The sequence below is a fragment of the Pseudomonas onubensis genome (assembly GCF_965653655.1).
Lineage (GTDB): Bacteria > Pseudomonadota > Gammaproteobacteria > Pseudomonadales > Pseudomonadaceae > Aquipseudomonas.
Window position 1 is genome coordinate 20,378 of sequence record NZ_CBFHAZ010000047.1, and the last position, 24,228, is coordinate 44,605.

Consider the following 24,228-nt stretch of genomic DNA (forward strand, 5'->3'; position numbering starts at 1 on the left):
TTTCCCTATCAGGTATCTGTATTAATAGAAGAAATCTCAAAGCAGCGGCTGAGTCGCCAGGGTCATGCCCAGAAAGGGGGTCGCTTCAACATAGCGCATGGCAGATTTCATGTCGCTCCAGCCGACGTAACTCATCAGCGACTTCAAATCCCAGCCACTGCGGTGGGCCCACGTGGCAAAGCCACGGCGCAGTGAGTGGCTGGTGTATTGATCGGCCGCGATGCCCGCGCGCTCCAGGGCCTGGCGCAGCAGCGGGATCACGCTGTTGGGGTGAAGCCCCTCCTCGCCCAGGTTGCCCCAGCGGTCCACCCCACGGAACACCGGGCCGCGCACCAGGGCCGAAACGCTCAGCCATTCGCTGTAGGCCTGCACGGGGCACAGCCGCAGCAGTGCCGGGGTCTGGTAGGTCTTGCCGAGGTTGTCGCGGTCACTTTTGCTGCGTGGCAGGTACAGGCTGATGCCGGCGCCAGGCACCGCTTGCACATGTTCGATGCTCAGGCGGCACAACTCGTCGCTGCGAAAGCCACGCCAGAAACCCAGCAGGATCAGCGCCGTGTCGCGCTTGGCGCGCAGCAACCGCGGCTGATCCTGCGCCTCACGCGCTTGCCCGGCTTCAACCTCCAGTGATGCCACCACCTGCTCAAGGTGCTTGAGCTGCAAAGGCTCGGCCTGCTTTTCCTGTGCCGGGTGCACCGCCCGAATGCCCTTGAGCACCTTGCGCACCACGGGCGCCTTGGTCGGGTCCGGGAACCCCTGGCTGGTGTGCCACTGCGCCAGCGCCGAGAGCCGCAGCTTCAGCGTGTTGACCGCCAGCACTCCGGCATGGGCCACCAGGTAGCGCGCCACGCTGTCGCTGGTGGCTGGCAGGAAGCCGCCCCAACTCACTTCAAAATGCTCGATGGCCGCGCGATAGCTGCGCCGCGTGTTGTCGCGGGTGGCGGCGTTGAGGTAACGGTCCAGGTCGCTCATGAAAGGCCTATTCGTACTGCTGACGAGTGTATTAGCGGGTAAAACGCTTATGACACGGGATAATACGCCAATATCCCATCTGTTAAATCATGAATTTAAACGAGTTTTATTCGTGATAGAGTATGTATCTACATACTACGTACCACAGTACTAAATCGACGGAGACCCCATGGCACGCGGCGGCATAAACAGAGCAGTGGTTCAAACGGCACGCCTGGCGATCCTGGCCCGCGGCGAAAACCCCAGCATCGATGCAGTGCGTATCGAGATGGGCAATACCGGCTCGAAAACCACGATTCATCGCTATTTGAAGGAACTCGATGACAGCGAAACCCGGCTGACCATCACTGAAGCGCCCATTGACGACGAGCTAGGTGAGTTGGTCGCGCGTTTAGCCCAGCGCCTTAAAGAGAAGGCGCAGGAGCCTATCGACTTAGCGCTGGCGCAGTTCGAACAGCAAAAAGCCGCCCTGCTCGCTCAGGTTGAAGCGCTGGAACTGAATCAAAGTCAGCTCAAGCAGCAATTGGATATCCAGGCCGCCGCACTGGCCGAAGAAAGCGCCGCCTTGCAGACCGCCAGCACCAGCCTGCAAACCGAACAAACCCGCAATGCAGGGCTCAGCCAGGCATGCAGCGATTACGAGCTGCGCATTAATGACAAGGACGAGCAGATTCGCTCGCTGGAAGACAAGCACCTGCACGCGCGTGACGCGCTTGAGCATTACCGCAATGCGGTCAAGGAGCAGCGCGAGCAGGAACAACGGCGCCATGAAGGCCAGTTGCAGCAGGTGCAGGCCGAACTGCGTCAGGCGCAACAAAGCGCCATGGTGCGCCAGGATGAGATCACCCAACTGCATCGCGACAATGAGCGGCTGCTTATCGAGCACCGCGTGACCAGCAAGGAATTGACCGCCCTGCAGGAGCAATCACGCAAGGAGCAGGCGCAGCAGCAAACACTCAGCGAGCAGCTTGGCCGGATAGAAAGCGAACGCACCCTGCTTCAGGAGCGTTTGCGGGTTGCGGTAGAGGAAGGTCAAGCGCGCCAGGCGGCGCTGAGTGAGCAACAGCAGGTGAGCAAAACCCTGGAACTGGACCTGATCAAGGCCCAGGCCAGTATCGAGGCATTGCGCCTGGCGGCCGTCGTTGCAATGCCGCCAGAGGCAACAACCGAGGCTTGATCAGCCCGCCACAGGCGTGCGCATGGTGACGAACTCTTCCGCCGCCGTAGGGTGCACGCCGATGGTTTCATCGAAATGCTGCTTGGTCGCGCCGGCCTTGAGCGCGATCGCCAGGCCCTGGACGATCTCGCCGGCGTCCGGCCCGACCATGTGGCAACCCAGGACTTTGTCGGTGTCGGCGTCGACCACCAGCTTCATCAAGGTTTTTTCCTGGCAGTCGGTCAACGTCAGTTTCATCGGCCGGAAGCGGCTTTCGAAGATCTGCACCTTATGGCCGTTTTTCTTCGCGTCTTCTTCGCTCAGGCCAACCGTGCCGATATTCGGCAGGCTGAACACCGCGGTCGGAATCATCGCGTAATCCACCGGGCGGTATTGCTCGGGCTTGAACAGGCGACGAGCAACCGCCATGCCTTCGGCCAGCGCGACGGGCGTCAATTGCACACGCCCGATCACATCACCAATGGCCAGGATCGAGGCTTCGGCGGTCTGGTACAGGTCGTCGACTTCGACAAAGCCACGCTCATCCAATTTGACGCCGGTGTTTTCCAGCCCCAGGTTGTCCAGCATTGGGCGGCGGCCGGTGGCGTAGAACACGCAATCGGCTTCCAGCACGCGGCCGTCTTTGAGGGTGGCCTTGAGGCTGCCGTCAGCCTGCTTGTCGATGCGCTCGATATCGGCATTGAACTGCAGATCAAGGCCACGCTTGGTCAACTCTTCCTTCAGATGCGTGCGCACTGCGCCGTCAAAGCCGCGCAGGAACAGGTCGCCGCGATACAGCAGCGTAGTATGCGCGCCCAAGCCATGGAAGATGCCCGCAAACTCGACGGCGATATAACCACCGCCGACCACCAACACACGCTTGGGCAGCTCTTTGAGGAAGAACGCCTCGTTGGAGCCTATGGCGTGCTCACGCCCCGGGATTTCCGGGATCTGCGGCCAGCCGCCAGTCGCAATCAGGATGTGCTTGGCAGTGAAGCGCTCGCCATTGATCTCCACCTGATGAGGGTCCACCAGACGCGCATGCCCTTCGTGCAGGGTTACGCCGCTGTTGACCAGCAAGTTGCGGTAGATGCCATTGAGGCGGTTGATTTCGCGGTCTTTGTTGGCAATCAGTGTCGCCCAATCAAAATTCGCCTCGCCCAACGACCAGCCAAATCCACTGGCCTGCTCAAAGTCTTCGGCGAAATGCGCACCGTACACCAAGAGTTTTTTCGGCACGCAGCCGACGTTCACACACGTGCCACCCAGGTAACGGCTTTCGGCCACCGCCACCCTGGCACCAAACCCCGCCGCAAAGCGCGCTGCGCGAACACCGCCGGAACCGGCACCAATTACATACAGATCAAAATCGTAGGCCATTTCACTCTCCTCGGCAGGACATCAGCATACCGACTTACATGGGGCCGAAAAACGAAAAAGCCACCCGAAGGTGGCTTTTTGGGCGAGCCACTGTGAATCAGTAAGCCTTACCGGTCTTGTAGAAGTGCTCGTAGCAGAAGTTGGTGGCCTCAATATAGCCTTCAGCACCACCGCAGTCGAAACGACGGCCTTTGAATTTGTAGGCAATCACGCAGCCATCTTTGGCTTGCTTCAACAGGGCGTCAGTGATCTGAATCTCACCGCCTTTGCCTGGCTCGGTTTCTTCGATCAGCTTGAAGATGTCCGGCGTCAGGATATAACGACCGATAATCGCCAGGTTCGAAGGCGCGTCTTCCGGCGCTGGTTTTTCAACCATGTCACGCACGCGAATCAGGCCATCACCAATGTCGTCGCCGGCGATCACGCCGTACTTGTTGGTTTCCTGAGGGTCAACCTCTTGAACCGCGACGATGGTGCAACGGTATTTCTGGTACAGCTTGACCATCTGGGTCAGTACGCCGTCGCCTTCCAGGTTGACGCACAGGTCGTCAGCCAGGACCACGGCGAACGGTTCGTCACCGATCAACGGGCGGCCGGTGAGGATGGCGTGGCCAAGGCCTTTCATCTGGGTTTGACGGGTGTAGGAGAACGAGCACTCGTCGAGCAGTTTACGGATGCCGACCAAGTACTTTTCCTTGTCGGTGCCCTTGATCTGGTTTTCCAGCTCGTAGCTGATGTCGAAGTGGTCTTCCAGCGCGCGCTTACCACGGCCGGTAACGATGGAGATTTCGTTCAGACCGGCATCCAGTGCCTCTTCGACGCCGTACTGAATCAGTGGCTTGTTCACCACCGGCAGCATCTCTTTGGGCATGGCTTTGGTCGCTGGCAAGAAGCGAGTGCCGTAACCGGCTGCTGGGAACAAGCATTTCTTGATCATATAAGTCCTTACAAAGGGCTGTGCGTACGGAATTCGGCGCAGTCTAATCAGGCCGCAGTCACCTTACAATGGGTCCTGCTGGCGTTGCGATGTCAACATAGAGAAAAAATCCGCGCGTAAGTTCCGCTGATCCTACGAAGAGCATTCACTCACGGCGCGACAAAACCAGCCTTTGCTCCTTTATTTAAACGGGCCTGAATGGTTTTAGCATGCTTTTCGATGCAGGGCACTGACCTGCAACAACTTGCGCGCCGCGGGGCCAATTGGCGCTATCATTACGCGCTTGAACCACACCACGAGATTGATAGATGTCAGAACCAAAAGGCGTAAACGGCTACCTGATCACCCAGCGAGCGGACGGCTGGCACCTGATCAACTTCCACGGCGACAGCGTCGCTGGGGTATTCGCGAGCGAAAGCATGGCCATTACGGTGGCTGAAGTGTTTGTGGACGAAGCTGGCCACGCATCGAGCAAGCGCCCCAAGGACAAAAAGTAAGCGCTATTGCGTTGCGCACAAAGCCCCGGTCGACGGGGCTTTTTTGTGTTTATCTGTACCTTGATGGCCGTTCGCTATAATCTTGCTGCAAACGCCCCACGACAGTGTCTGCGCCCCTCCTACACCCTCGACGACGACCCAACTCATGAACAAGATTCTGGCACTGACTGCGGCTCTGGCGCTGATGACCGGCTGCACCACCACGTCCGACACCTACCTTAAAAACGGCGAGCAAGGCTTGACCATCGATTGCTCGGGCGAGGCCAATTCGTGGGCCAGTTGCTACGAAAAAGCCGACGCTTCATGTGCAGGCACCGGTTACCGCATCGTCGGCACCGAAGGCACGCCAGCACTCAAGGAAAGCGACAAGACCCTGGGCAAAGACGTGGGCAACTTCAAGAGCCGCAGCGTCGTGGTGGTGTGCAAGTAACCCTGCGGGTTACAGATGAACTTCGGCGAACTTGATGCCCAGGCCACGCAAGGTCTCGATCAGGTCATCCAGGCGCGGGAATGACTCAACCTCGTCCTGATCGTCAACCAGGAAGTAACTGCGGCCGCCGCTTTTCTTGAAAAATACGATCCACTCGCTCAGGTCGGCAGGGTTCTGGATGACATGGGTGGCCGTTATCTGGCCTTCGGCATGTCGGGCTTTGACGTGTTCTCGTTTCATGACGGGCTTTCCAGGAAGGACAAATGCCGCGCAAACCCAGGGTTTGAGCGGCATCTTTGCATTGAATGGCCGACAGTTTAACGGATGCCCTGCCCGATCAGCACGCCCTCTACCGTCTGACCGTAAAGATTGACCCCGTCATTGGCGTGAAACTTGACCCGAGTCTTCTCTATTGAGCCTTCAACCAGGCGCGGGTCCTGCGGCCGTTCATGGCTGTTGACGTAGGCCGCCACATCCCACGCCTGTTGATCGCTCAGGCTGCCACCCTTGCCCAGTGGCATGTTGTGCTTGATGAAGGACGCAGCCGTGTTGATTCGATGCATGCCGGCGCCCCAGTTGTAGGAGTCCTTGCCCCACAGCGGCGGCATCACATAGCTGTCACCGACCTTTTGCCCCTGCCCTTCAGCGCCGTGGCACACCGCGCATTGGCCCTTGTACACCTCGGCGCCCTGGGCCAGGTTGTAACCCTTGGCCGGTTGCGCTACGTCCGGGTAGCCGCGCCCCGCAAGCTCCACGCCCAGCGGCGCTTTGCTGGCCAACCAATAGGAATAGACTGACAGCGCGGTAATCTCGGGGCTGTCGGCGGCTGGAGGCGTGCCGCCATTCATGCTGAACTGGAAGCAGCCCTGCAAGCGCTCGGCATAGGTGTTGACCTTGCCGTTCTTCTTTCGGTACGCCGGGTACATCGGGTACGCGCCCCACAGCGGCGCCGAGTTGGCCAAGCGGCCTTGATCCAAGTGGCAATTGCTGCAGTTGAGCCCGTTGCCGACAAACTCTGGCGCCAGGCGCTTGGTGTCGACGAACAAGGCGTAGCCCTGGCGCACCAGCTTGCCGTAAGCATTGTCGGGCAGCTCGCTTTCCTGCGGCGACTGGAATTGCTCGGCCGCTGCGGGCGTGGCCGCCAGTTGCAACTGGGATTGGTCTTGCATGGCAATCGGTGCCGCATGGGCAGGCAGTGCAGCCAGCAAGCCGAATATAGACGCTAACGTGAATGGCTTCATGGCTTGGCCTCCAACTTCAACGCCGCAAAATACTGGGCAACGCCCTGCACTTCTTCTGCCGTCAGGGACTTGGCGATATGGCCCATCAAGTCATTCGGGTCGTTGTGACGGCTACCGTTTTGCCACGCCATCAATTGCGCCGCCAGGTAAGCGGCAGGCTGGCCCGCCAGCGGTGGGAATGCATCGCCCACGCCAGCTCCGGCAGGCCCATGGCAACTGACGCACGCGGGAATCTGCCGCTCCCAGGCGCCTTGCAGTGCCAGCTTTTGCGCAGCGTTCACAGGCATTTCGCTGCGATACGCCGTTGCGACGGCCGGAAACGGCATCGCCGCCACCGCCTCACTGACAGCCGCAATTTCCTCTTCAGTCAACGCCTTGGCCAATGGCTGCATCACCGGATTACTGCGCGCCCCGCTGCTGAAGTCAGCCAATTGTTTGCGCATATACGCGGCCGGCAACCCTGCGAGTCGGGGGAAACCGGCGGCAGCCAGGCCCAACCCATCGGCCCCATGGCAAGCCACACAGGGCATGGCGCCCGGCTGCGATCCGCCTTCGGTAAACAGCTTTTTTCCCTCCAGCGCGTGGGCATTGCCCAATAACAACAGCAACGCGCTGCCTATCAACAGTCGTTCCAGAGACATCATCACGGCTCCTTCCTTATAGTTATATGCTTAGACTACAAACGCATAAGCCTACAAATAGTAGGGTAACGATCCTCGAACGACAACACTCAAATAAACGCAAAAAAAAGCCCGACCCTGCCAAGGCAGAGTCGGGCTTTTCTATCGGGATCAGTAAGCGGATAAACCAAATGCTTAGCCTGAGATGCAATCCTCCGCGGCTTTCTTGATATCGCCTGGGCGGATCGGCACATTTGACATGCTCTCATAGAGCTTGATACTGCTGCCGCTGGAGCGGTCTTCAATCTCGAAGATCGCCGAAGGGTCGGCCGAGAATTTCTGCGGCACAATCACCTGTACGCCATCCTTGTGCGGCTCAATCTGCGACGGCCGGCGGGTCGCTTCCAGTTTACGGACCACGCACGCGGCATATTCAGGCGGTTTTTTGCCTGAAATAACCACCAGGGTTGGCGGGGTCTGCTTGATATCTGCAACCGAAGCACATCCACCCAACGCCAAGGCCAGAACCAACACACTCCACTTCATACTTAAACCTCCGATAAAGACCCTACGACAGCGTAGAGGGGAAATTTCTCCCGCTGATGTAGGATTTATCTCTGAAAACTCGGGAAATAACTGTTTTAAATTGTCGAAGTCGTCGACGACGACCCGATAATAATCGCGTCAGGGCTGATAAACTCTATCTTAACCTACGTATCATTCTGATTTTTCAGAAAAAGCCCTTCTGGAGACACCCCCATGAAATTCATCCACCAGCGCGAGCACCTCAACGAGGGCGACATCGTTGTCATCGAATGCTCGCAGACCTGCAATATTCGCCTGATGAGCGATGCCAATTTCCGCAGTTTCAAGAACGGTGGCCGCCACACTTACCACGGCGGCGCGTTTGACAAATTCCCGGCGAAAATCACCGCACCCAGCACCGGGTTCTGGAACATCACGCTGGATGTGGTCACGCGCCGCGCCATCAGCGTGACCCGCAAACCTGCGTTGTCCCACAAAATCCGTATCGTTCGCCGTACCAGCACCAAGCTGAGCTGAGCCGAACCCTCGACAGGAAAACTGCTGTGACCAAATACGTAATCAAATACAAGCTCAACGGCGAACGTCGCTTTGAATTTGCCCTTCTGCAGGCAGGAAGCGTTGAAGAAGCCAAAGCAGCCCTGGCAAAAATCCACGATGCCAGTGACGAAATCACCGACATCAATGTGAGCAAGGCGCTGTAACCCATGCCAGGCCCGACGGCTGATCTGTTCGCTGAGGATGCCTTGCAGCAACCGGCGGGGCGCGAGCAGATTGGCGAAGAGTCCTACGTACTAAGGGGCTTTGCCCTGCCCTGGATTGAGCGCCTGCTGCCTGAGCTACGACAGATACTGGCCCAATCGCCGTTCCGGCAAATGGTTACGCCCGGCGGTTTCATCATGTCGGCAGCGCTGAGCAGTTGCGGTGCACTGGGCTGGACCACTGACAGCGCCGGTTACCGCTACAGCCCCATTGATCCACGCAACCAGCAGCCCTGGCCAGCTATGCCTGAGACGTTGCGTGAACTGGCCACGCTGGCGGCAGCCGAAGCCGGCTTCAGCGCATTTGTCCCGGACGCGTGCTTGATAAACCGCTACGTGCCGGGCGCCAAGATGTCCCTGCATCAAGACAAAAACGAACGTGTCTACAGCGCCCCAGTCGTTTCAATCTCCCTGGGTTTGCCGGCTGTATTCCTGTTTGGCGGCCACGAGCGCAGCGACAAAACCCAAAAAGTTTCACTGTTCCACGCCGATGTAGTGGTCTGGGGCGGTGTCGACCGTTTGCGCTTTCATGGGGTAATGCCCATCAAGCAAGGCGTGCATCCGATCATGGGCCCGCAACGCATTAACCTGACCTTTCGCACCGCCGGATAATTTGACCGCAAGCTTCAGAGTGCCGGCCATCAGCAACGCGGTTAATCTGGCCGTGATCCGTCAAGAGTGCAGGCCATGACCACCGAACAAGACCCACGCTGGGCCGCTATCGTCGCCCGTGATGCCAAGGCCGACGCCCTGTTTGTCTACGGTGTGAAAACCACCGGCGTGTATTGCCGCCCCAGCAGCGCCTCGCGTTTACCGCGCCCGGAAAACATCGAGTTTTTCGACACTGCGGCGCAAGCCGAAGCTGCGGGTTATCGCCCCAGCAAGCGCGCGGCCGGCGACCAGACTCAATTGGCCGCCCACCATGCCCAACTGGTGGCCGAGGCGTGCCGACAGATCGAGCTGGCCGAAACCCCGCCTGGCCTGGAAGCACTCGCCCATGGCGCCGGGCTAAGCGCATTCCATTTTCATCGCGTATTCAAAGCCGTCACTGGCCTGACACCCAAGGCCTACGCCAGCGCCTTGCGTTCGCGCAAAGTCCGCCACAGCCTCAAGGGCGAACATTCGGTGACCAACGCGTTGTATGACGCAGGCTTTAATTCCAACAGTCGCTTTTATGAATCCGCCGATCAACTGCTCGGCATGAAGCCCAGCGACTACAAGGCTGGCGGCACCAACAGCACGATTCTTTTTGCCGTGGGCCAATGCTCGCTGGGTGCGATTCTGGTGGCGCAAAGCCAACGCGGGGTGTGCGCGATTTTATTGGGCGACGATCCGGACACCCTGCTGCGCGACCTGCAAGACCAATTCCCCAAAGCCGAACTGGTCGGCGCCAATCATGAGTTCGAACAGTTGATAGCCCAGGTGGTGGGTTTTATCGAAGCCCCTGCCCTGGGTTTGAATTTGCCCCTGGACTTGCGCGGCACCGCCTTTCAGGAGCGCGTATGGCAGGCATTGCGCGACATCCCGGTGGGCAGCACCGCCAGCTACGCGCAAATTGCTGCGCAGATCGGCGCGCCCAAGTCGTTTCGCGCGGTGGCCCAAGCCTGTGGCGCCAACAGCCTGGCAGTGGCGATTCCCTGCCATCGCGTGGTGCGCAGTGACGGTGAGCTGTCGGGCTACCGCTGGGGCGTAGAGCGCAAGCGCCAGTTGCTGGAACGCGAACAGTCGGAAAACCGCTAGCAGATACGGTGGGTCACAACCCCGGCAATGACATCAAACAAGCCGCCAACATCGGGCTCATACACCGCCCTTCTTTTACAGCCCCAGTTTCCGTTTACGGAATTGGGCCACTTTATGCCGGTTGCCGCACAACGCCATGCTGCACCAGCGGCGCTTGTGAGCCTTGGTGCGGTCATAAAACCACAGGATGCATTCCGGATGCTCGCACCGACGAATCAGGTTGAAGTCGCCAGCCACCAATAAATTAGCCGCGGCTTCAGCAATCGGCGACAAAAATTGTTCGGCGGTCTGCACGTTGCGTTGGCGTTCCAATTGCGGTGCACCGGATGCCGGCCAGAGCAACTGCGGATGGCTCACCGCCTTGCGCAAAAAGCCGTTGAGGGCTGCCGGATTGCCCGCCTGGCCGTGCTTGCGCGCGGCGACCAATTCACGAATCACCTCACGCAGCTCCCGCGCAGCGCGCAGCAACGCGCCGTCTGCAAATATCGGTATGCCGCCCTCATGGGCCCAGTGCAAACGCACCAGCCAGCGCTGCACGTCCGCGTCTGCCTGCCAGAAATCCCTGGGTACGCCGTCGATATTCGCCAAGGTGTTAAGCATGTCCAGCACCGGCTCATCGGCGAGCACATAAGGTTCCAGGGGGGTGGCTGCGGGTGTTGGGATGGCCATGATGAGTCCTCTTGATCTCCGCGCAATCGTAACCGCTATTTTCGTGGCCCGATAGTTACAACAGACCAATAGCTAACCTGATTAATTTATTTGACAGGTTACTATTTTTGGCGCAGCTTTTTAAAACGGTAACCCGTATAATCAATCAATCAAGTTACTAAAGGCGTCCTTATCATGTCTATCCAAGCCCCTGTAGTTCGCTACCATCATGTCGATGCCGACGGTGTGCGCATGTTCTACCGTGAAGCTGGCGACCCCACGGCCCCGGTCATCCTGCTGCTGCACGGTTTCCCGAGTTCCTCGCACATGTACCGTGACCTGATCCCGCTGCTGGCGACTCGTTTTCGAGTAATCGCACCGGACTTGCCAGGCTTTGGCTTCACCGAGGTGCCCGCCGAGCGTGACTACCAGTACAGCTTCGAGAACCTGGCGACCACCGTGGGGCATTTCGTCGATGCGCTGAAACTCACGCGCTACGCCCTGTACGTCTTCGATTACGGTGCACCCGTGGGCTTGCGGCTGGCCGTGGCGCACCCACAACGGGTCAGCGCACTGGTCTCGCAAAACGGCAATGCTTACCTGGAGGGGCTGGGGGATGCCTGGGCACCGATACGCGCCTACTGGGCCGAGCCAAGCCAGGCCAACCGCGAGGTGATCCGCAACGCGGTGATCAGCCTGGAAGGCACGCGCTACCAATACCTGCACGGAGTGAGTCAGCCGGAGTTGATTGCGCCCGAATCCTACATGCTGGATGTGCTGTTGATGCAGCGTCCGGGCAATGACGAGATCCAGCTGGATCTGTTTCTTGATTACCGCAATAACCTCACGCTGTACCCGGCGTTCCAGGCGTTTTTCAAGGCTACGCAACTGCCTGCCCTGGTGATTTGGGGGCAGCACGACCCATTCTTCATCCCGCCTGGCGCGCATGCCTACACCGGCGATAACCCGAATGCCGTGGTCGAGTTGTTGGACACCGGCCACTTCGCCCTGGAAACCCACGCCGCGCATATCGCCCAGCGCATTCATGCGGTGCTGGGGCATGCCATCGACTAACGGCAACGCACGAAACCACCCACTCGTCCAGTGAATAAAACAGACTGGCCGGGTGCCATGGCCCCTGTTAAAACAGCGCAAAGTCTTACTCACGCTGGAGACGCATCCCATGAGCACCTGGCCAGACACCCGAATTCTCGACCTGTTGGGCATCGACGTGCCTATCATCCAGGCCCCAATGGCCGTGGGCACCACGACCGCGATGGTCATCGCTGCCAGTGCCGCCGGCGCACTCGGCTCGCTGCCCGCCGCAGCATTGAGCATCGAGCAACTGCGCGAAGCCTTGGGCGCAATTCGCCAAGCCAGGTCCAGTCCGATCAACGTCAATTTCTTCTGCCACCAACCGCCTGCTGCCGACGCAGGGCACGACGGTCGCTGGAAGGATTTGCTGGAACCCTACTACCGTGAGCTGGGTGCCGACTTTGATGCGCCAACGCCGGTATCCAACCGTGAACCTTTCAACGAGGCGGCGTGCAAAGTCGTTGAAGAATTTCGCCCTGAAGTCGTGAGTTTTCACTTTGGTTTGCCGGAAAAGGCGTTACTTGATCGAGTAAAGGCCACCGGCGCCAAGGTACTGTCTTCGGCCACCACCGTTGAAGAAGCCATTTGGCTCGAACAGCATGGTTGCGATGCAATTATTGCGATGGGCATTGAAGCCGGCGGGCACCGCGGGATTTTCCTGAGTGACGACCTCAACACTCAAATCGGCTTGATGGCGCTGGTGCCGCAAATAGTTGACGCGGTAAATGTGCCAGTGATCGCCGCCGGTGGCATAGGTGACGCACGCGGCATCGTGGCGGCCTTCGCCCTGGGCGCTGCGGCTGTGCAAATCGGTACCGCGTACCTGTTTACCCCCGAAGCCAACGTCACCCCGTCCCACCACCACGCACTGCGCCACGCCCAGGCCAGCGAAACCGCGCTGACCAACCTGTTCACCGGCCGCCCGGCGCGGGGCATCGTCAACCGGGTCATGCGTGAACTCGGCGCGATCAACCCGGCGGCCCCGGCATTCCCCACCGCTGGCGGCGCCTTGATACCGCTCAAGGCCAAGGATGAGGCCGGCTTCAGCAACCTCTGGGCAGGTCAGGCCGTGGGGCTCAAACATGAGCTGTCAACCGGTGAGCTGACGACCTTGCTGGCCACGCAGGCCCTTAAACTGCTCAAGCGCACATCGGGTTAAACCGGCACCGGCTCGGCGGGCGGCAGCCCGCTCAGGCGGCTTTCCTGAGCCTGGGTCAGCACCCGAAAGTTCTTTTTGCGCAGGGCATGAATGCCGTAAACGATGCGAGCGAAATGTTCGTTGCTGTTTTCATAGGGCTGGCACGTCATGACCAAGGCAAAAAAACAATCCGGCTGACGACTGACCGCCAAGGTGTTGATCAGTTTAAGCCCGACGTCAAACAATGCCTGGCCGGTACTCAACGACAATCGTTCATAACCGGGACGCAGTACATGATGGACGTGCACTTCCCGGTCGGCGGCCAGCGCTTGATGCAGAAGATTGAGTTCCTCGCTCAAACACAAGTCAGCCGTAGCGCGGTCTCCCGAGACATAGCGCTCGATCTGGGCATGTAGCAGGTTGCGCCAGACGTCGTCCTCCTGCCCGGCGCGCAAGGCGATCCAGTCGATGCAATCGACCAGTGCAGTCTGCGCCGACGCGACCGGCCCCACCGTTCCTTTTTGCAACTGTTCCAAATGGGCCTGCGCTTCACTCACCAACGTGGCCTCTTCAGCGATGACACTGTCCATCAGCACCACATACTCTTCCAGCCACTCAAGTCGCCAGCTTTGAAAAAAGCCAAACAACTGCGCCCGGATACGGTTCACGGCACGGGCGCCAACGGTACGCCGTAACCGGTTCTCAGACTGATCAAACAAGCTTCGCAGGTTGCTGATCTGCACCAACAGCCCCGCGTAACCCTGCAGCGGCTGGTCGTTTTCCAGTAGCTGCGGCGAGTCCTGCGGCATTTCCTTGGAGAGCGCGTCCCAAAGTCTGGGCAGTTGCCCTTCAATCGCAGCGACATACCCGGGTGGACAGCTCAGCACCCAGAAGTTGCCCCGATTGAAAAAGTTGCCCCAGCTTATGCCGAATGGGAACAGCGCACTGAGTTCAAGGCTCGCCTCGGCAAAATGGGTGTAGAGCTTGTACACCACCAATTTATCCTTCAGCGTCGGCACTTGCCGCATACGCTGTTCCCAGCACTCGACGGAATCAAAATAGGCCAGGCCTTTTGCCGAAGGGTCGAGATTTCCCAGCGCCACATCCAGAATCGCCGCATCGCTGTCGCTGCGTAGCGACAGCGCATAGTGGCACTCGGGTTGCCGGTCATCGTGTGTGGAAAACATCAATACGCCTATCGCCTGGACCTCCCAGGACTTGCTCAACAAGTACTGCGCGCACTGCGCAGATTCGGCATAGCCCGCCGTGCGGGTACCCTTGGAATAACCCTGCAGCTCAGCCAGCTTGTTAGCGTCGCGGTAGAGTTTTTCCAAGCGCTCGCGTACACCCAGCAAGTCGGTGGAGGTAGGCAGAAATAGCATCGACGCACCGGCCTGCTCCAACGTGACGGGCATGGCAATCTGGGGGCGGGGTACCGCCACGGGCAACAGCGCCCTGCCCGCTTGAACCGACTGCTTCAACAGCGTGCGCAACTGGCTCTTGGCCAGGGACATATCGGTATGGAGTTCCACGACGCTGAGCAACACGCCCAATTTGCACTCGTGCACATAGGCCGCGTAGTCCTCGGGACGGTCCATGTTCTTTGCCCACTGGTAAGAGAAACTGGCGTCTGCGACATTACCGATCAACCGTACGCCACCGGATAACAGCAACGCCCCCACGCCTGACATCCGCCCCACAGTGGCCGTTACCAGGCTGGCTACCGAGCGGGCGGCCGCCTTGAGCACGCTCCATTTCCCCCGTTGCTGCGCCTCTTCGGAAGAAAACACCAAGTAATTCATCATCTGCTTGAGCTCGGTAATCGCAACTTCATACAACGCATCGTTGAGATTGGCGACTTCCTGAAAAGACACGGGCTCGGGCGGTACACGCCGAAAGTGGTAGCCATAGCGTTTTTTCTGCGGATAGAAATCCGAACGCTCAAGGCTGTTCTTTTCCGCAAAAGAGAGGTGGTGCGTGATAAATCGCATCAAATCATCACTTGGTTGCCCCCCTGTGCCGCTGGGTTGCCACACCACCCATTTGAGCTCGGTCATGCCCAGCGAGATGAGCAAAGCCTTCTGTGAGCTGTGCTTGAGCACAAACGCATTGGGCACTTTCTTTTCGTTGAACAACAGCACCCGTGGTTTGAGCTCACCTTTGAGAAAGCGGTGGGCCAGCTCACACAACGCCCCATCTTGTTTGGCGCCATCAGCCAGGAACTGCGCGGCTCGCACTTTGACCAAGGCCGCGCAGGTTTCACCAAACAGCTGTTTGTAATCCGTCTTGGCGATCAGCTCGTCAATATCGGCGACGAACGTGTCGTACATCAAATCAGGCAAGCGTCGCAGTGCATCGACCTCCACGGAAGACAGCCGCTGACCACCGACATGCACGGCGGCGGCACTCTCCTGGACAAACGCAGTACGTTGCGGCTCGCCGGTCAGCACTTGCACGAAGGAAAAGTACTTGTAACGCGGTGGCGCATAGGCGGTCACGCCCGGTGAATAGACTTGATAGCCCACCTGAAATTTGTAACGGAACTGCTGTTCGCTCTTGAACCGTGCCTGCACGGCCGCCGGTAACCCGGTCCGGGCCAGGCTGCGCTGAACCAGACTCTGGATGTAGTCCTTGGTGGGGTCCACGCTCCACACACTGCTTAACAAGGCATCCCATCTCTGCCAGGTCTTGGTTGCCACGGGCGCCCCCGGGCTTACCGGGGCCCGGGGGCTTTCCAGCCACTGCACCGACTCCTGCGCCAGCACCTGTACATCGAGCGTGGCCCCGGAAGCATCACAGCGAATGTACCAGTCGTTTGCCTGCTCTGGCCGCGGCCGGATCACACCGTCGTTGTCCATGACCCCGCAGCTCACCCAAGGGCAACGGTGGTTCAGATACAGGCCGAGGTAGTATTGCCACCGGGTGGCCGCGCGATAGGTCGGCGGGACGCTGACCGAGTACTCCAACGCCGGGGCATCCCCCGGAAGATTGCCGAGGGTGACCTTCACCTGTTGATCGGGTTCGATGTTGCAGACCGGCAGCAGTACGCTTTTGAGTGTCCACCGCGGGTAGATACTCAGCATGGCGGCTTCCACCGGTTCCCCGAAAGACTTGAGCCATAAACTGTTTTGGCTCGAGTCCGTTGAGTAATGAAAGTTGCTCCCGGACTGCACACCAATGCGCATACCCGGCCATTTCAAGCTGATCGCCTTGGGCCATTGGTCGATACCGAGGGCAATCAACGGCACGTCAAACCAGATTTCCACCATCTGCTCATTACGAATGTTCCACACTGACAACACCACCACCTCGGTCTTGAGCAACGCCCGAGGCGAACGCATCAATATATGCCGCACCCAAGTGCCGGTTTGGACCTGTTGCTCGCCTAGGATGCGGCTGAGCAGAAATTGGGTAAAGTTCAGCTCACCCGCGACCTCGCCGTAAAACGCCGGCATCAACGCCTTCGCTTGCACGTTCGCGGTCCTTTGCTGCTTGTTGGTAAAGGCCTTCCAGGGCAGCCGATTATTGAGCAGGTGCCACAGTTGCACTTCCTCTCTCTGCACAATGATCGGCTGGCTTTGGCTGGCGTCGCTGTCGTCGAATATCGAGAACTCCACGGGAATCAGCGATCGGGTGCTGATCAGTGCTTTGGCCGATGGCTTGAGTTTGGACTTGGCTAATGTCCGCTGTATCCACGCCTGGGTGTGGGCCTCACCGCTGTCGACATTCGTCGCGCCCACTTCGATGTAAGCGTATTCCTTGCGCATAACGTGCTTTCCGTTTTAATCAATACGCAGAGCACTATCCAAGTTCCAGCTTGGCTTGACTGTAAGCCGTGCTTGAGTCGACGCGATGAAATCTCGACCACGGGCCGGCCCTTATTCCGGGGTGAATTTTGCTTGCCATTTTTACGCTATATACCTATACATACAGCGCCTGACAGTGCCCCCTCAATAACCGGCAGCAGGTTCAGCACCTTCTCAAACGGAGCCGTTCATGACGTTCAGTACCTCTCGTTTTATGCCCACGTGCCTGGCCGCTTTGGTGGCAGTGTTGGCCACCGCCGCCCACGCCGATGAAGTCCAAGTGGCTGTCGCCGCCAATTTCACCGCGCCGATCCAGGCGATTGCCGCCGATTTCGAAAAAGACACCGGCCACAAACTGGTTGCCGCCTACGGTGCTACTGGCCAGTTCTATACCCAGATCAAGAACGGCGCGCCGTTCGAAGTATTCCTGAGCGCCGATGACACCACCCCGCAAAAACTTGAAACCGAAGGCGATACGGTCAAAGGTTCGCGCTTCACCTACGCAGTCGGCACCCTGGCGCTGTGGTCGGCCAAAGAAGGTTACGTGGATGCCAAAGGCGACGTGCTGAAGAAAAACGACTTCAAACACCTGTCCATCGCCAACCCGAAAGCGGCACCTTATGGCCTGGCGGCCACTCAAGTGCTGGCTAAAGAAGGCTTGACCGAGAAGGTCAAGGACAAGCTGGTCGAAGGCCAGAACATCACCCAGGCTTATCAGTTCGTGTCCACCGGCAATGCCGAGCTGGGTTTTGTCGCGCTGTCGCAGATCTACAAAGACGGCAAGGTCACCAGCGGTTCGGCGTGGATCGTGCCGGCGGCCATGCATGACCCGATCAAACAGGACGCGGTGATCCTCAACAAAGGCAAGGACAGCGCGGCGGCCAAAGCCCTGGTTGAATACCTCAAGGGGCCAAAAGCCGCTGCGGTGATCAAGGCCTACGGTTACGAGCTGGCCAACTGAATATGCCGCTGTCGAGTGCCGATTTTTCTGCGATCTGGTTGACCATCAAGTTGGCATCACTGACGACGGTGATCCTGCTGATCATCGGCACTCCGATTGCCCTGTGGCTGTCGCGCACCCGCTCCTGGTGGCGCGGCCCCATAGGCGCGATTGTCGCGTTGCCGTTGGTGTTGCCACCGACGGTGATCGGCTTTTACCTGTTGTTGACCATGGGCCCCAACGGCTACTTCGGCCAGTTGACCCAATGGCTGGGCCTTGGCACCCTGACCTTCAGCTTCGCCGGGCTGGTGATCGGCTCGGTGATCTATTCCATGCCGTTTGTGGTGCAGCCGCTGCAAAACGCCTTCTCTGCCATTGGCACGCGCCCATTGGAAGTGGCGGCGACGTTGCGCGCCAATCCTTGGGACACGTTTTTCACGGTGATCCTGCCCCTGGCCCGCCCGGGATTTATCACCGCCTCGATTCTGGGCTTCGCCCACACCGTCGGTGAGTTCGGCGTGGTGTTGATGATCGGCGGCAATATCCCCGACAAGACCCGTGTGGTCTCGGTGCAGATCTACGACCACGTCGAAGCCATGGAATACGCCCAGGCCCATTGGCTGGCCGGCTCCATGGTGGTGTTCGCTTTTCTCGTATTGCTGGCGCTCTATTCCAGCCGTAAAACCAAGATGGGCTGGAGCTGACCGCAATGATTGATGTACGCCTGAACCTGAAGTACCCAGGCTTCGCTCTGGACGTGGACCTGCACCTGCCCGGCCGTGGCGTGACCGCGCTGTACGGGCATTCCGGCTCCGGCAAAACCACGTGCCTGCGGTGTATCGCCGGGCTTGAGCGGACTGAAGACGGGTTTATCCAGGTGAACGAAGAGGTCTGGCAAGACAGCCGCAATGGCGTGTTTGTACCACCGCATAAACGCGCACTCGGCTATGTGTTCCAGGAGGCGAGCCTGTTTCCTCACCTGTCGGTGCGCGCCAATCTGGAGTTCGGCCTCAAGCGTATTGCCCGCGCGCTTCGCCGTGTGGACATGGCTCAGGCCGCCGAATTACTCGGCATCGGCCACTTGCTTGAACGCCACCCGCAGCACTTGTCCGGCGGCGAACGCCAGCGCGTCGGCATCGCCCGCGCTCTGCTCACCAGCCCGCAGTTGTTGTTGATGGATGAGCCGCTGGCGGCCCTGGACAGCAAGCGCAAAAGCGAGATTCTGCCCTACCTCGAACGCCTGCACGATGAGTTGGATATTCCCGTGCTGTACGTCAGCCATGCCCAGGACGAAGTCGCGCGGCTGGCCGATCACATCGTGCTGTTAAGCGACGGCAAGGCCCTGGCCAGCGGCCCCATCGACGAAACCCTGGCACGCCTGGATTTGCCGATGGCGCTGGGCGATGACGCCGGTGTGGTCATCAACGGCACGGTGGTTGCCTTTGACGCGCACTACCAATTGCTCACCTTGCAGTTGCCCGACAGCCCTTTGCAGATGCGTGTGGCCCATGCGCCGCTGGCGTTGGGTAAACATTCGCGGGTCAAGGTGCAGGCGCGCGACGTCAGCCTCAGCCTGCAGGCCGAAGAAGCCAGCAGCATCCTCAACCGCTTACCGGTGACGGTCACCCAGGAAATAGCAGCGGACAACAGCGCCCATGTACTGGTGCGCCTGGACGCTGGCGGTACGCCGTTGCTGGCGAGGATTACACGCTTCTCCCGCGATCAACTGCAACTGCATCCGGGCCAGGCGTTGTGGGCGCAAATCAAGGCGGTGGCGGTGCTGGCGTAAGTATTTGGCACGCGCGCAAAACCCTGCGGTCAATCAGGTATACCGGCCTGATCTATTGCCAAGGAACTTGCACCATGCCCGACTCTGCGCTGCCTGCCGACCTGCCCCGCGACCTGCATTATGTGGACGACACTCAACCTGGCATCCGCCGTAAAAAACTACGCGGCAAGTTTCAGTACCTCGACCCCAAAGGCCAGCGCATCACCGATGCCGATGAAATCAAGCGCCTGAATGCGTTGGCCGTGCCACCGGCCTACACCGACGTGTGGATCTGCGCCGACCCGCGCGGCCACCTGCAAGCCACCGGCCGCGATGCGCGGGGCCGCAAGCAGTATCGCTACCATGCGCGCTGGCGCGAAGTGCGCGACACCGACAAGTACTCGCGCCTGCAAGAGTTCGGCAATGCCTTGCCCAAACTGCGCAAGCAGTTGGAAGCGCAAATCGCCGCGCCGGGTTTCACCCGCGAAAAAGTCCTGGCCACCGTGGTGATGCTGCTGGACGCCACACTGATCCGCGTCGGCAACACCCAATATGCCCGCGACAACAAATCCTACGGGCTGACCACCCTGCGCAACCGCCATGTGGACATCAAGGGCAGCGAGATTCAGTTCCAGTTTCGCGGCAAGAGTGGCGTCGAGCATCAGATCAGCGTCAAGGACCGGCGCCTGGCCACGGTGGTCAAGCGCTGCCTGGAGTTACCGGGGCAGAATCTGTTTCAGTACCTGGACGAAGACGGCGAGCGCCACACCGTCAGTTCCCACGACGTGAATGCCTATTTGCACAGCCTCACCGGCGCCGATTTTACCGCCAAGGACTACCGCACCTGGGCCGGCACCGCGATGGCGCTGGCGGTGTTGCGCGAGTTGGAGTGGCAGCCTGAATCCGATGCCAAGCGGCATGTCGTGGCGATGGTCAAGGATGTTGCCAAACAGTTGGGCAATACACCGGCAGTGTGCCGCAAGTGCTATATCCACCCCGCCGTGCTGGAGCATTTCAGCTTGGGCGAGCTGTCCAAACTGCCCAAGCCACGGGTGCGCAAAGGCCTTAAAGCCGAAGAAGTGGCGCTGGCGATGTTCCTGGAGCAATTGACTGCCGACTTGCCCAAGCGCGCCAAGCTGGGTTAGCCTTCGGGTCCCTTCTGACTCACGGGATGAGCGCCGACGTGAACAACTAAGCCTTCCAAAATGTATCTGCAACGAGCCGCCTGGCGCGCTTGTTGGCCTGTTAGACATTTTTTTGGAGGTGCTGATGACTGACGTCAAACGCCTGCCCGTATTGGTTTCCCTGCAACACGTGTGCTTCCAGTTCGCCAATGGCGAAACCTTGCTGGACGACCTCACCCTGTCCATTGATTACATACCCACGGGGATTGTCGGCCGTAATGGTCGCGGCAAAAGCATCCTGGCGCAGCTGCTTGCCGGCGTGCTTGCACCCTCCAGCGGCGCGCTCGATGGCAAGGCCCGCGTGGCCTACGTCGCCCAGAGCCTGACGCTGCAAGCTGGAGAAAGCCTTGCCCAGGTGACTGGCACCGCCCACGCATTGGCCGCACTTGAGCGTATGGCCCGAGGCGAGGCCCAGCCCGGTGACCTCGAACTGATTGACGATCGCTGGGACCTTGCCGAACGCTTGCGCACTGCACTGGATGACGCCGGCCTGCACGCGCTCGGTTTTGAAGCCCCGGCCAATCAACTGAGTGGCGGCCAACTGGCCAGGGTTGCCGTGATCGGCGCGTTGTTGGCGGCGCCGGATTTGCTGGTGCTGGATGAGCCCACTAACCACCTCGACGGCCATGGGCGCGAGTGGCTGCTGCGGGTTCTGAGCGAGTGGCGTGGCGGTTTGGTGGTGGTCAGCCATGATCGCCAGCTGCTCAATAGCCTGTCGCGCATCGTCGAGCTGTCGCCCCTTGGCATGCGTGTGTATGGCGGCAACTACGACACCTATCGCCAACAACGCGATACCGAACAGCACGCCGCCGCCCTGGCGCTTGAGCATGCTCGCCTGCAACGCAGCCGCGAACGCAAGCGCCTGCAAAAAGATCACGACAGCCTGCAACGCAATGCCGCCCGCTCCCGCAAGCATGCCGAAACCGCCAACGTTGATCGCTTTACCAAAGCCCGCTGGAAAGGCGCCGCCAAGGAAATCGTCAGCACAGTGCGCAGCGCTCACCACGCCTATAAGCACGAACTGGATGAGCACGTGCGCCAGGCCTATGCGCGTGTCGTCGATGAAACCCCCACGTTGCTCGCCCTGCCCGGCTCTGCATTGCCCAACGGCCGACAGGTACTCACCCTGGAGCATGCCCAACTGCCGTGGCTCGACCCGCACCAGCCTGCAACTTACCTCACGCTCAACCTGATCGGCCCGGTACGCGTGGCCGTGCGGGGGCCGAACGGTTGCGGCAAGTCCACGCTGCTCAAGCTGCTGGCGGGCCAATGGCAAGCCGTCAGCGGCAGCTGCACGGTGCCGGTGCCCGCAGCCTATATCGATCAGCACCTGGCACTGCTGACGGATGAGCGCTCCATCGTCGAACAACTCAATTTGCTCGACACGCCACTGGCCGAAGCCGAGCTGCGCACGCGCCTGGCCTTGTTGCAACTGGACGCCCTGCGCGTCACCCAGCCCACCGGCCAACTGAGCGGCGGCGAACGTTTGAAAGCTGCGATGGCGATTGCTTTGTGGCGCGATACCCCGGCGCAACTGCTACTGCTGGACGAACCCACCAACCATCTGGACCTGGAATCGGTACTGGCCTTTGAGCAGGCGCTGCGAGGTTTTAGCGGGGCCATTGTCGCGGTGTCCCATGACGAGGCGTTTATTCAGGCGATCCAGCCGACCCACCACTTGAACTGGCAGCCCACCGGCTGGCGACTGGAAAGTGTCTGAGGTCATTGCACGCGCGGCCGAAGCGTCCTACGGTAGTGGCCGAATAATCTCAACGCGGAGCCCGGTCCCATGTTGCCCTCGTCCCCCAGGCCTTACGCCAATGCCGCGCTTGCCCATCGCCAACGCTGGCGCGGGCGGGTCGGCTTGATGCTGGTGGCCAGCCTGTCGGTGCTGGCCGGCATGACCGATGCGATTGGCTTTATGGCCAGCGGTGATTTTGTTTCATTCATGAGCGGCAACACCACGCGCCTGGCCGTGGCGATCAGCGCCGGTGACCTGGGCCTGACCGGGCGCCTGGTGTTGCTGGTGGCGGTGTTTGTGCTGGGCAACGCCTTGGGCGTGGTGGTCAGCCGCCTCAGCCGCCGGCATGCGCTGCCTTTGCTGATGTGCATCGCCGCCTTGTTGTGCGGCGCGGCGCTGTGGCCCTTCGACGATACTTTGGCGGCGCTGCTGGCGGCGATCCTGGCCATGGGCATGCTCAATGCCGCCGTGGAAGAGGTCAACGGCTTGCCGGTGGGCTTGACCTATGTGACCGGCGCGCTCTCACGTTTTGGGCGCGGGCTGGGTCGCTGGATGCTGGGGGAACGGCGTAATGGTTGGCGGGTGCAACTGGTGCCGTGGGCCGGCATGTTTGTGGGCGCCGTCATCGGTGCGGTGCTGGAGCATCACCTCGGGCTCAAGGCGCTGCTGGGCAGTGGCGCGTTGGCCGCGGTGCTGGGGCTGGTGTCGCTGAAGATTCCCCGGCGCTGGCATTTGGGCTACATGCCGCGATAGGAAGCAAACGAGGCCCGCTCGACGTTCAGGCCTCGACGTCCGTGTACTGGTAAAGAGCCATCACGTCGAGCGAGCGGGAGGAATGATAAGCCAATGCCCGGCGACTGTCCTGCCGGGCTTTTCCGAAAAATGCTAAGGAGACAGCCTACAGACAGGTTGCCAGTGCAGCCAAACGACGCTTGGCCGGCATCGTGTCCTGGGCGGCATAGTAGTTGACGCTGGAGCCGGCACCGGCTACGCGCACATCGGCGAAGTAGTCGCCACTGGTGGTGTAGACGGTAAAACCGCCGGCTTCGAGCGGCTCTTTGAAGCCACCGGCATCAACGCCGAACACCGCCTCGTCCTGCCAGCCGAACTGGATGCACTGGGCAACCACCAACGTGGCTTTGTCCGACGCCAGGGTCTTGTAGGGCTGACCGGTGCGCGCGTCTTTCATCTTCGAGCCTGCACAGCCGGACAGTGCGGCCACTGCCAATGCGCCAATTACCAGCTTTCGCATGCCATTGCTTCCTTGGAAAAAATGCGACTTTAACACTGTCCGGTGATTGTCTGATGGGTGCATAAACTTTGTTTCACTGTGAAGGGTGCGCCTGGCACCTATAGTCAGCAGGCTCATTTTTAAGAAGTCTCCCTTCTGCCCGCTCTCCCGCGGGCTTTTTTTTGCCTGGTTTTTTTTGGGGGGGCGGTTGAGCACGCGGTGGTGATGTTAGTTGGAGGCATATCCATTACTTAGGTAACGGCTGAGGATGAAAAGGCCTGAGCAACAGCTACAGCAACAGCCGACCTCACCGTCAAGGTTGGATGCGGTCAACTGTGGGAGCGGGCTTGCTCGCGAATGCGGTGGGTCAGTGAATTCATCTGTCACTGACCCACCGCATTCG

At 59.8% G+C, this 24,228-nt stretch carries 25 protein-coding genes; 15 read left to right on the forward strand and 10 right to left on the reverse strand.

The features are described 5' to 3' along the window. Positions 1-36: 36 nt before the first annotated feature. Positions 37-969 (reverse strand): site-specific integrase, encoded by a 933-nt coding sequence (locus ACTD9P_RS16560; protein ID WP_438868534.1) that lies wholly within the window; start codon positions 967-969, stop codon positions 37-39. A gap of 169 nt (positions 970-1,138) precedes the next feature. Here ACTD9P_RS16560 and ACTD9P_RS16565 point away from each other — a divergent pair, with 169 nt between their 5' ends. Then, on the forward strand, positions 1,139-2,146 hold the full coding sequence (locus ACTD9P_RS16565; RefSeq protein ID WP_438868535.1) for a DNA-binding protein: 1,008 nt from the start codon (positions 1,139-1,141) through the stop codon (positions 2,144-2,146). Here the strand turns inward: ACTD9P_RS16565 and gorA are convergent, their stop codons facing one another. After that, positions 2,147-3,505, reverse strand: coding sequence for a glutathione-disulfide reductase (gorA, locus tag ACTD9P_RS16570; protein ID WP_438868536.1), 1,359 nt, complete (start codon positions 3,503-3,505; stop codon positions 2,147-2,149). A gap of 97 nt (positions 3,506-3,602) precedes the next feature. Further along, complete coding sequence (gene galU, locus ACTD9P_RS16575; RefSeq protein WP_003212579.1) at positions 3,603-4,442, reverse strand: UTP--glucose-1-phosphate uridylyltransferase GalU; 840 nt, start codon at positions 4,440-4,442, stop codon at positions 3,603-3,605. Positions 4,443-4,750: 308 nt separating this feature from the next. On the opposite strand from galU, the gene ACTD9P_RS16580 reads away from it, so the two are divergent. Together ACTD9P_RS16580 and ACTD9P_RS16585 are read left to right on the forward strand one after the other, a co-directional pair. Beyond that, the gene (locus ACTD9P_RS16580; protein ID WP_438868537.1) at positions 4,751-4,939 is read left to right on the forward strand and encodes a hypothetical protein; all 189 of its coding nucleotides are present in this window, start codon (positions 4,751-4,753) and stop codon (positions 4,937-4,939) included. 145 nt (positions 4,940-5,084) lie between these two features. Beyond that, positions 5,085-5,369: a hypothetical protein gene (locus ACTD9P_RS16585; RefSeq protein ID WP_017135492.1), complete on the forward strand. Its 285-nt coding sequence runs from the start codon at positions 5,085-5,087 to the stop codon at positions 5,367-5,369. Positions 5,370-5,378: 9 nt separating this feature from the next. On the opposite strand, the gene ACTD9P_RS16590 is transcribed toward ACTD9P_RS16585, so the two are convergent. The 4 genes from ACTD9P_RS16590 to ACTD9P_RS16605 form a co-directional block, all read right to left on the reverse strand. Next, positions 5,379-5,609, reverse strand: a complete 231-nt coding sequence (locus ACTD9P_RS16590) for a hypothetical protein (protein ID WP_438868538.1) — start codon at positions 5,607-5,609, stop codon at positions 5,379-5,381. A 77-nt stretch (positions 5,610-5,686) separates the two neighbouring features. Next, positions 5,687-6,610 carry a c-type cytochrome gene (locus ACTD9P_RS16595; protein ID WP_438868539.1) on the reverse strand — a complete coding sequence of 308 codons (924 nt, stop codon included), beginning with the start codon at positions 6,608-6,610 and terminating at the stop codon, positions 5,687-5,689. Beyond that, complete coding sequence (locus ACTD9P_RS16600; protein ID WP_438868540.1) at positions 6,607-7,254, reverse strand: c-type cytochrome; 648 nt, start codon at positions 7,252-7,254, stop codon at positions 6,607-6,609. The genes ACTD9P_RS16595 and ACTD9P_RS16600 overlap by 4 nt, the downstream gene beginning before the upstream one ends. Before the next feature lie 171 nt (positions 7,255-7,425). Then, complete coding sequence (locus tag ACTD9P_RS16605) at positions 7,426-7,776, reverse strand: hypothetical protein (RefSeq protein ID WP_200433939.1); 351 nt, start codon at positions 7,774-7,776, stop codon at positions 7,426-7,428. A 213-nt stretch (positions 7,777-7,989) separates the two neighbouring features. Between ACTD9P_RS16605 and ACTD9P_RS16610 the strand changes: the two genes are divergently transcribed. The 4 genes from ACTD9P_RS16610 to ada all read left to right on the forward strand — a co-directional run bounded on the left by ACTD9P_RS16610 (position 7,990) and on the right by ada (position 10,274). Then, positions 7,990-8,292, forward strand: a complete 303-nt coding sequence (locus ACTD9P_RS16610; protein WP_003173824.1) for a DUF1883 domain-containing protein — start codon at positions 7,990-7,992, stop codon at positions 8,290-8,292. Between the two features lie 26 nt (positions 8,293-8,318). Further along, positions 8,319-8,477, forward strand: a complete 159-nt coding sequence (locus ACTD9P_RS16615; protein ID WP_438868541.1) for a hypothetical protein — start codon at positions 8,319-8,321, stop codon at positions 8,475-8,477. 3 nt (positions 8,478-8,480) lie between these two features. Further along, the gene (gene alkB, locus ACTD9P_RS16620) at positions 8,481-9,146 is read left to right on the forward strand and encodes a DNA oxidative demethylase AlkB (RefSeq protein WP_438868542.1); all 666 of its coding nucleotides are present in this window, start codon (positions 8,481-8,483) and stop codon (positions 9,144-9,146) included. 75 nt (positions 9,147-9,221) lie between these two features. Then, complete coding sequence (gene ada, locus ACTD9P_RS16625; RefSeq protein WP_438868543.1) at positions 9,222-10,274, forward strand: bifunctional DNA-binding transcriptional regulator/O6-methylguanine-DNA methyltransferase Ada; 1,053 nt, start codon at positions 9,222-9,224, stop codon at positions 10,272-10,274. Between the two features lie 75 nt (positions 10,275-10,349). Here the strand turns inward: ada and ACTD9P_RS16630 are convergent, their stop codons facing one another. Continuing rightward, entirely contained in the window at positions 10,350-10,943 is a 594-nt protein-coding gene (locus ACTD9P_RS16630) for a CGNR zinc finger domain-containing protein (protein WP_438868544.1), read from the reverse strand. A gap of 174 nt (positions 10,944-11,117) precedes the next feature. Here ACTD9P_RS16630 and ACTD9P_RS16635 point away from each other — a divergent pair, with 174 nt between their 5' ends. Together ACTD9P_RS16635 and ACTD9P_RS16640 are read left to right on the forward strand one after the other, a co-directional pair. After that, positions 11,118-11,996 (forward strand): alpha/beta fold hydrolase, encoded by an 879-nt coding sequence (locus ACTD9P_RS16635; protein WP_438868545.1) that lies wholly within the window; start codon positions 11,118-11,120, stop codon positions 11,994-11,996. Between the two features lie 109 nt (positions 11,997-12,105). Then, positions 12,106-13,176 carry an NAD(P)H-dependent flavin oxidoreductase gene (locus ACTD9P_RS16640; protein ID WP_438868546.1) on the forward strand — a complete coding sequence of 357 codons (1,071 nt, stop codon included), beginning with the start codon at positions 12,106-12,108 and terminating at the stop codon, positions 13,174-13,176. Here the strand turns inward: ACTD9P_RS16640 and ACTD9P_RS16645 are convergent. Next, complete coding sequence (locus ACTD9P_RS16645) at positions 13,173-16,922, reverse strand: hypothetical protein (protein WP_438868547.1); 3,750 nt, start codon at positions 16,920-16,922, stop codon at positions 13,173-13,175. The genes ACTD9P_RS16640 and ACTD9P_RS16645 overlap by 4 nt on opposite strands. Positions 16,923-17,175: 253 nt before the next feature. On the opposite strand from ACTD9P_RS16645, the gene modA reads away from it, so the two are divergent. From modA to ACTD9P_RS16675, 6 genes are all read left to right on the forward strand, one after another. Continuing rightward, positions 17,176-17,922: a molybdate ABC transporter substrate-binding protein gene (gene modA / locus ACTD9P_RS16650; RefSeq protein WP_438868553.1), complete on the forward strand. Its 747-nt coding sequence runs from the start codon at positions 17,176-17,178 to the stop codon at positions 17,920-17,922. Then, on the forward strand, positions 17,919-18,605 hold the full coding sequence (modB, locus tag ACTD9P_RS16655; protein ID WP_438868554.1) for a molybdate ABC transporter permease subunit: 687 nt from the start codon (positions 17,919-17,921) through the stop codon (positions 18,603-18,605). The genes modA and modB overlap by 4 nt, the downstream gene beginning before the upstream one ends. Positions 18,606-18,610: 5 nt before the next feature. Then, entirely contained in the window at positions 18,611-19,690 is a 1,080-nt protein-coding gene (gene modC, locus ACTD9P_RS16660) for a molybdenum ABC transporter ATP-binding protein (protein WP_438868548.1), read from the forward strand. A gap of 74 nt (positions 19,691-19,764) precedes the next feature. Further along, entirely contained in the window at positions 19,765-20,814 is a 1,050-nt protein-coding gene (locus ACTD9P_RS16665; protein WP_438868549.1) for a DNA topoisomerase IB, read from the forward strand. 124 nt (positions 20,815-20,938) lie between these two features. Beyond that, entirely contained in the window at positions 20,939-22,573 is a 1,635-nt protein-coding gene (locus tag ACTD9P_RS16670; protein ID WP_438868550.1) for an ABC-F family ATP-binding cassette domain-containing protein, read from the forward strand. Between the two features lie 69 nt (positions 22,574-22,642). After that, positions 22,643-23,347: a YoaK family protein gene (locus ACTD9P_RS16675; protein ID WP_438868551.1), complete on the forward strand. Its 705-nt coding sequence runs from the start codon at positions 22,643-22,645 to the stop codon at positions 23,345-23,347. A 145-nt stretch (positions 23,348-23,492) separates the two neighbouring features. On the opposite strand, the gene ACTD9P_RS16680 is transcribed toward ACTD9P_RS16675, so the two are convergent. Then, positions 23,493-23,846, reverse strand: coding sequence for a hypothetical protein (locus ACTD9P_RS16680; RefSeq protein ID WP_438868552.1), 354 nt, complete (start codon positions 23,844-23,846; stop codon positions 23,493-23,495). Between the last annotated feature and the right edge of the window lie 382 nt (positions 23,847-24,228).

Excerpts from the sequence above, each read along its gene's own strand:
- ACTD9P_RS16560 (WP_438868534.1), bottom strand. The coding sequence starts at position 969 with ATGAGCGACCTGGACCGTTACCTCAACGCCGCCACCCGCGACAACACG.
- ACTD9P_RS16565 (WP_438868535.1), top strand. The coding sequence starts at position 1,139 with ATGGCACGCGGCGGCATAAACAGAGCAGTGGTTCAAACGGCACGCCTG.
- gorA (WP_438868536.1), bottom strand. The coding sequence starts at position 3,505 with ATGGCCTACGATTTTGATCTGTATGTAATTGGTGCCGGTTCCGGCGGT.
- galU (WP_003212579.1), bottom strand. The coding sequence starts at position 4,442 with ATGATCAAGAAATGCTTGTTCCCAGCAGCCGGTTACGGCACTCGCTTC.
- ACTD9P_RS16580 (WP_438868537.1), top strand. The coding sequence starts at position 4,751 with ATGTCAGAACCAAAAGGCGTAAACGGCTACCTGATCACCCAGCGAGCG.
- ACTD9P_RS16585 (WP_017135492.1), top strand. The coding sequence starts at position 5,085 with ATGAACAAGATTCTGGCACTGACTGCGGCTCTGGCGCTGATGACCGGC.
- ACTD9P_RS16590 (WP_438868538.1), bottom strand. The coding sequence starts at position 5,609 with ATGAAACGAGAACACGTCAAAGCCCGACATGCCGAAGGCCAGATAACG.
- ACTD9P_RS16595 (WP_438868539.1), bottom strand. The coding sequence starts at position 6,610 with ATGAAGCCATTCACGTTAGCGTCTATATTCGGCTTGCTGGCTGCACTG.
- ACTD9P_RS16600 (WP_438868540.1), bottom strand. The coding sequence starts at position 7,254 with ATGATGTCTCTGGAACGACTGTTGATAGGCAGCGCGTTGCTGTTGTTA.
- ACTD9P_RS16605 (WP_200433939.1), bottom strand. The coding sequence starts at position 7,776 with ATGAAGTGGAGTGTGTTGGTTCTGGCCTTGGCGTTGGGTGGATGTGCT.
- ACTD9P_RS16610 (WP_003173824.1), top strand. The coding sequence starts at position 7,990 with ATGAAATTCATCCACCAGCGCGAGCACCTCAACGAGGGCGACATCGTT.
- alkB (WP_438868542.1), top strand. The coding sequence starts at position 8,481 with ATGCCAGGCCCGACGGCTGATCTGTTCGCTGAGGATGCCTTGCAGCAA.
- ada (WP_438868543.1), top strand. The coding sequence starts at position 9,222 with ATGACCACCGAACAAGACCCACGCTGGGCCGCTATCGTCGCCCGTGAT.
- ACTD9P_RS16630 (WP_438868544.1), bottom strand. The coding sequence starts at position 10,943 with ATGGCCATCCCAACACCCGCAGCCACCCCCCTGGAACCTTATGTGCTC.
- ACTD9P_RS16635 (WP_438868545.1), top strand. The coding sequence starts at position 11,118 with ATGTCTATCCAAGCCCCTGTAGTTCGCTACCATCATGTCGATGCCGAC.
- ACTD9P_RS16640 (WP_438868546.1), top strand. The coding sequence starts at position 12,106 with ATGAGCACCTGGCCAGACACCCGAATTCTCGACCTGTTGGGCATCGAC.
- ACTD9P_RS16645 (WP_438868547.1), bottom strand. The coding sequence starts at position 16,922 with ATGCGCAAGGAATACGCTTACATCGAAGTGGGCGCGACGAATGTCGAC.
- modA (WP_438868553.1), top strand. The coding sequence starts at position 17,176 with ATGCCCACGTGCCTGGCCGCTTTGGTGGCAGTGTTGGCCACCGCCGCC.
- modC (WP_438868548.1), top strand. The coding sequence starts at position 18,611 with ATGATTGATGTACGCCTGAACCTGAAGTACCCAGGCTTCGCTCTGGAC.
- ACTD9P_RS16665 (WP_438868549.1), top strand. The coding sequence starts at position 19,765 with ATGCCCGACTCTGCGCTGCCTGCCGACCTGCCCCGCGACCTGCATTAT.
- ACTD9P_RS16670 (WP_438868550.1), top strand. The coding sequence starts at position 20,939 with ATGACTGACGTCAAACGCCTGCCCGTATTGGTTTCCCTGCAACACGTG.
- ACTD9P_RS16675 (WP_438868551.1), top strand. The coding sequence starts at position 22,643 with ATGTTGCCCTCGTCCCCCAGGCCTTACGCCAATGCCGCGCTTGCCCAT.
- ACTD9P_RS16680 (WP_438868552.1), bottom strand. The coding sequence starts at position 23,846 with ATGCGAAAGCTGGTAATTGGCGCATTGGCAGTGGCCGCACTGTCCGGC.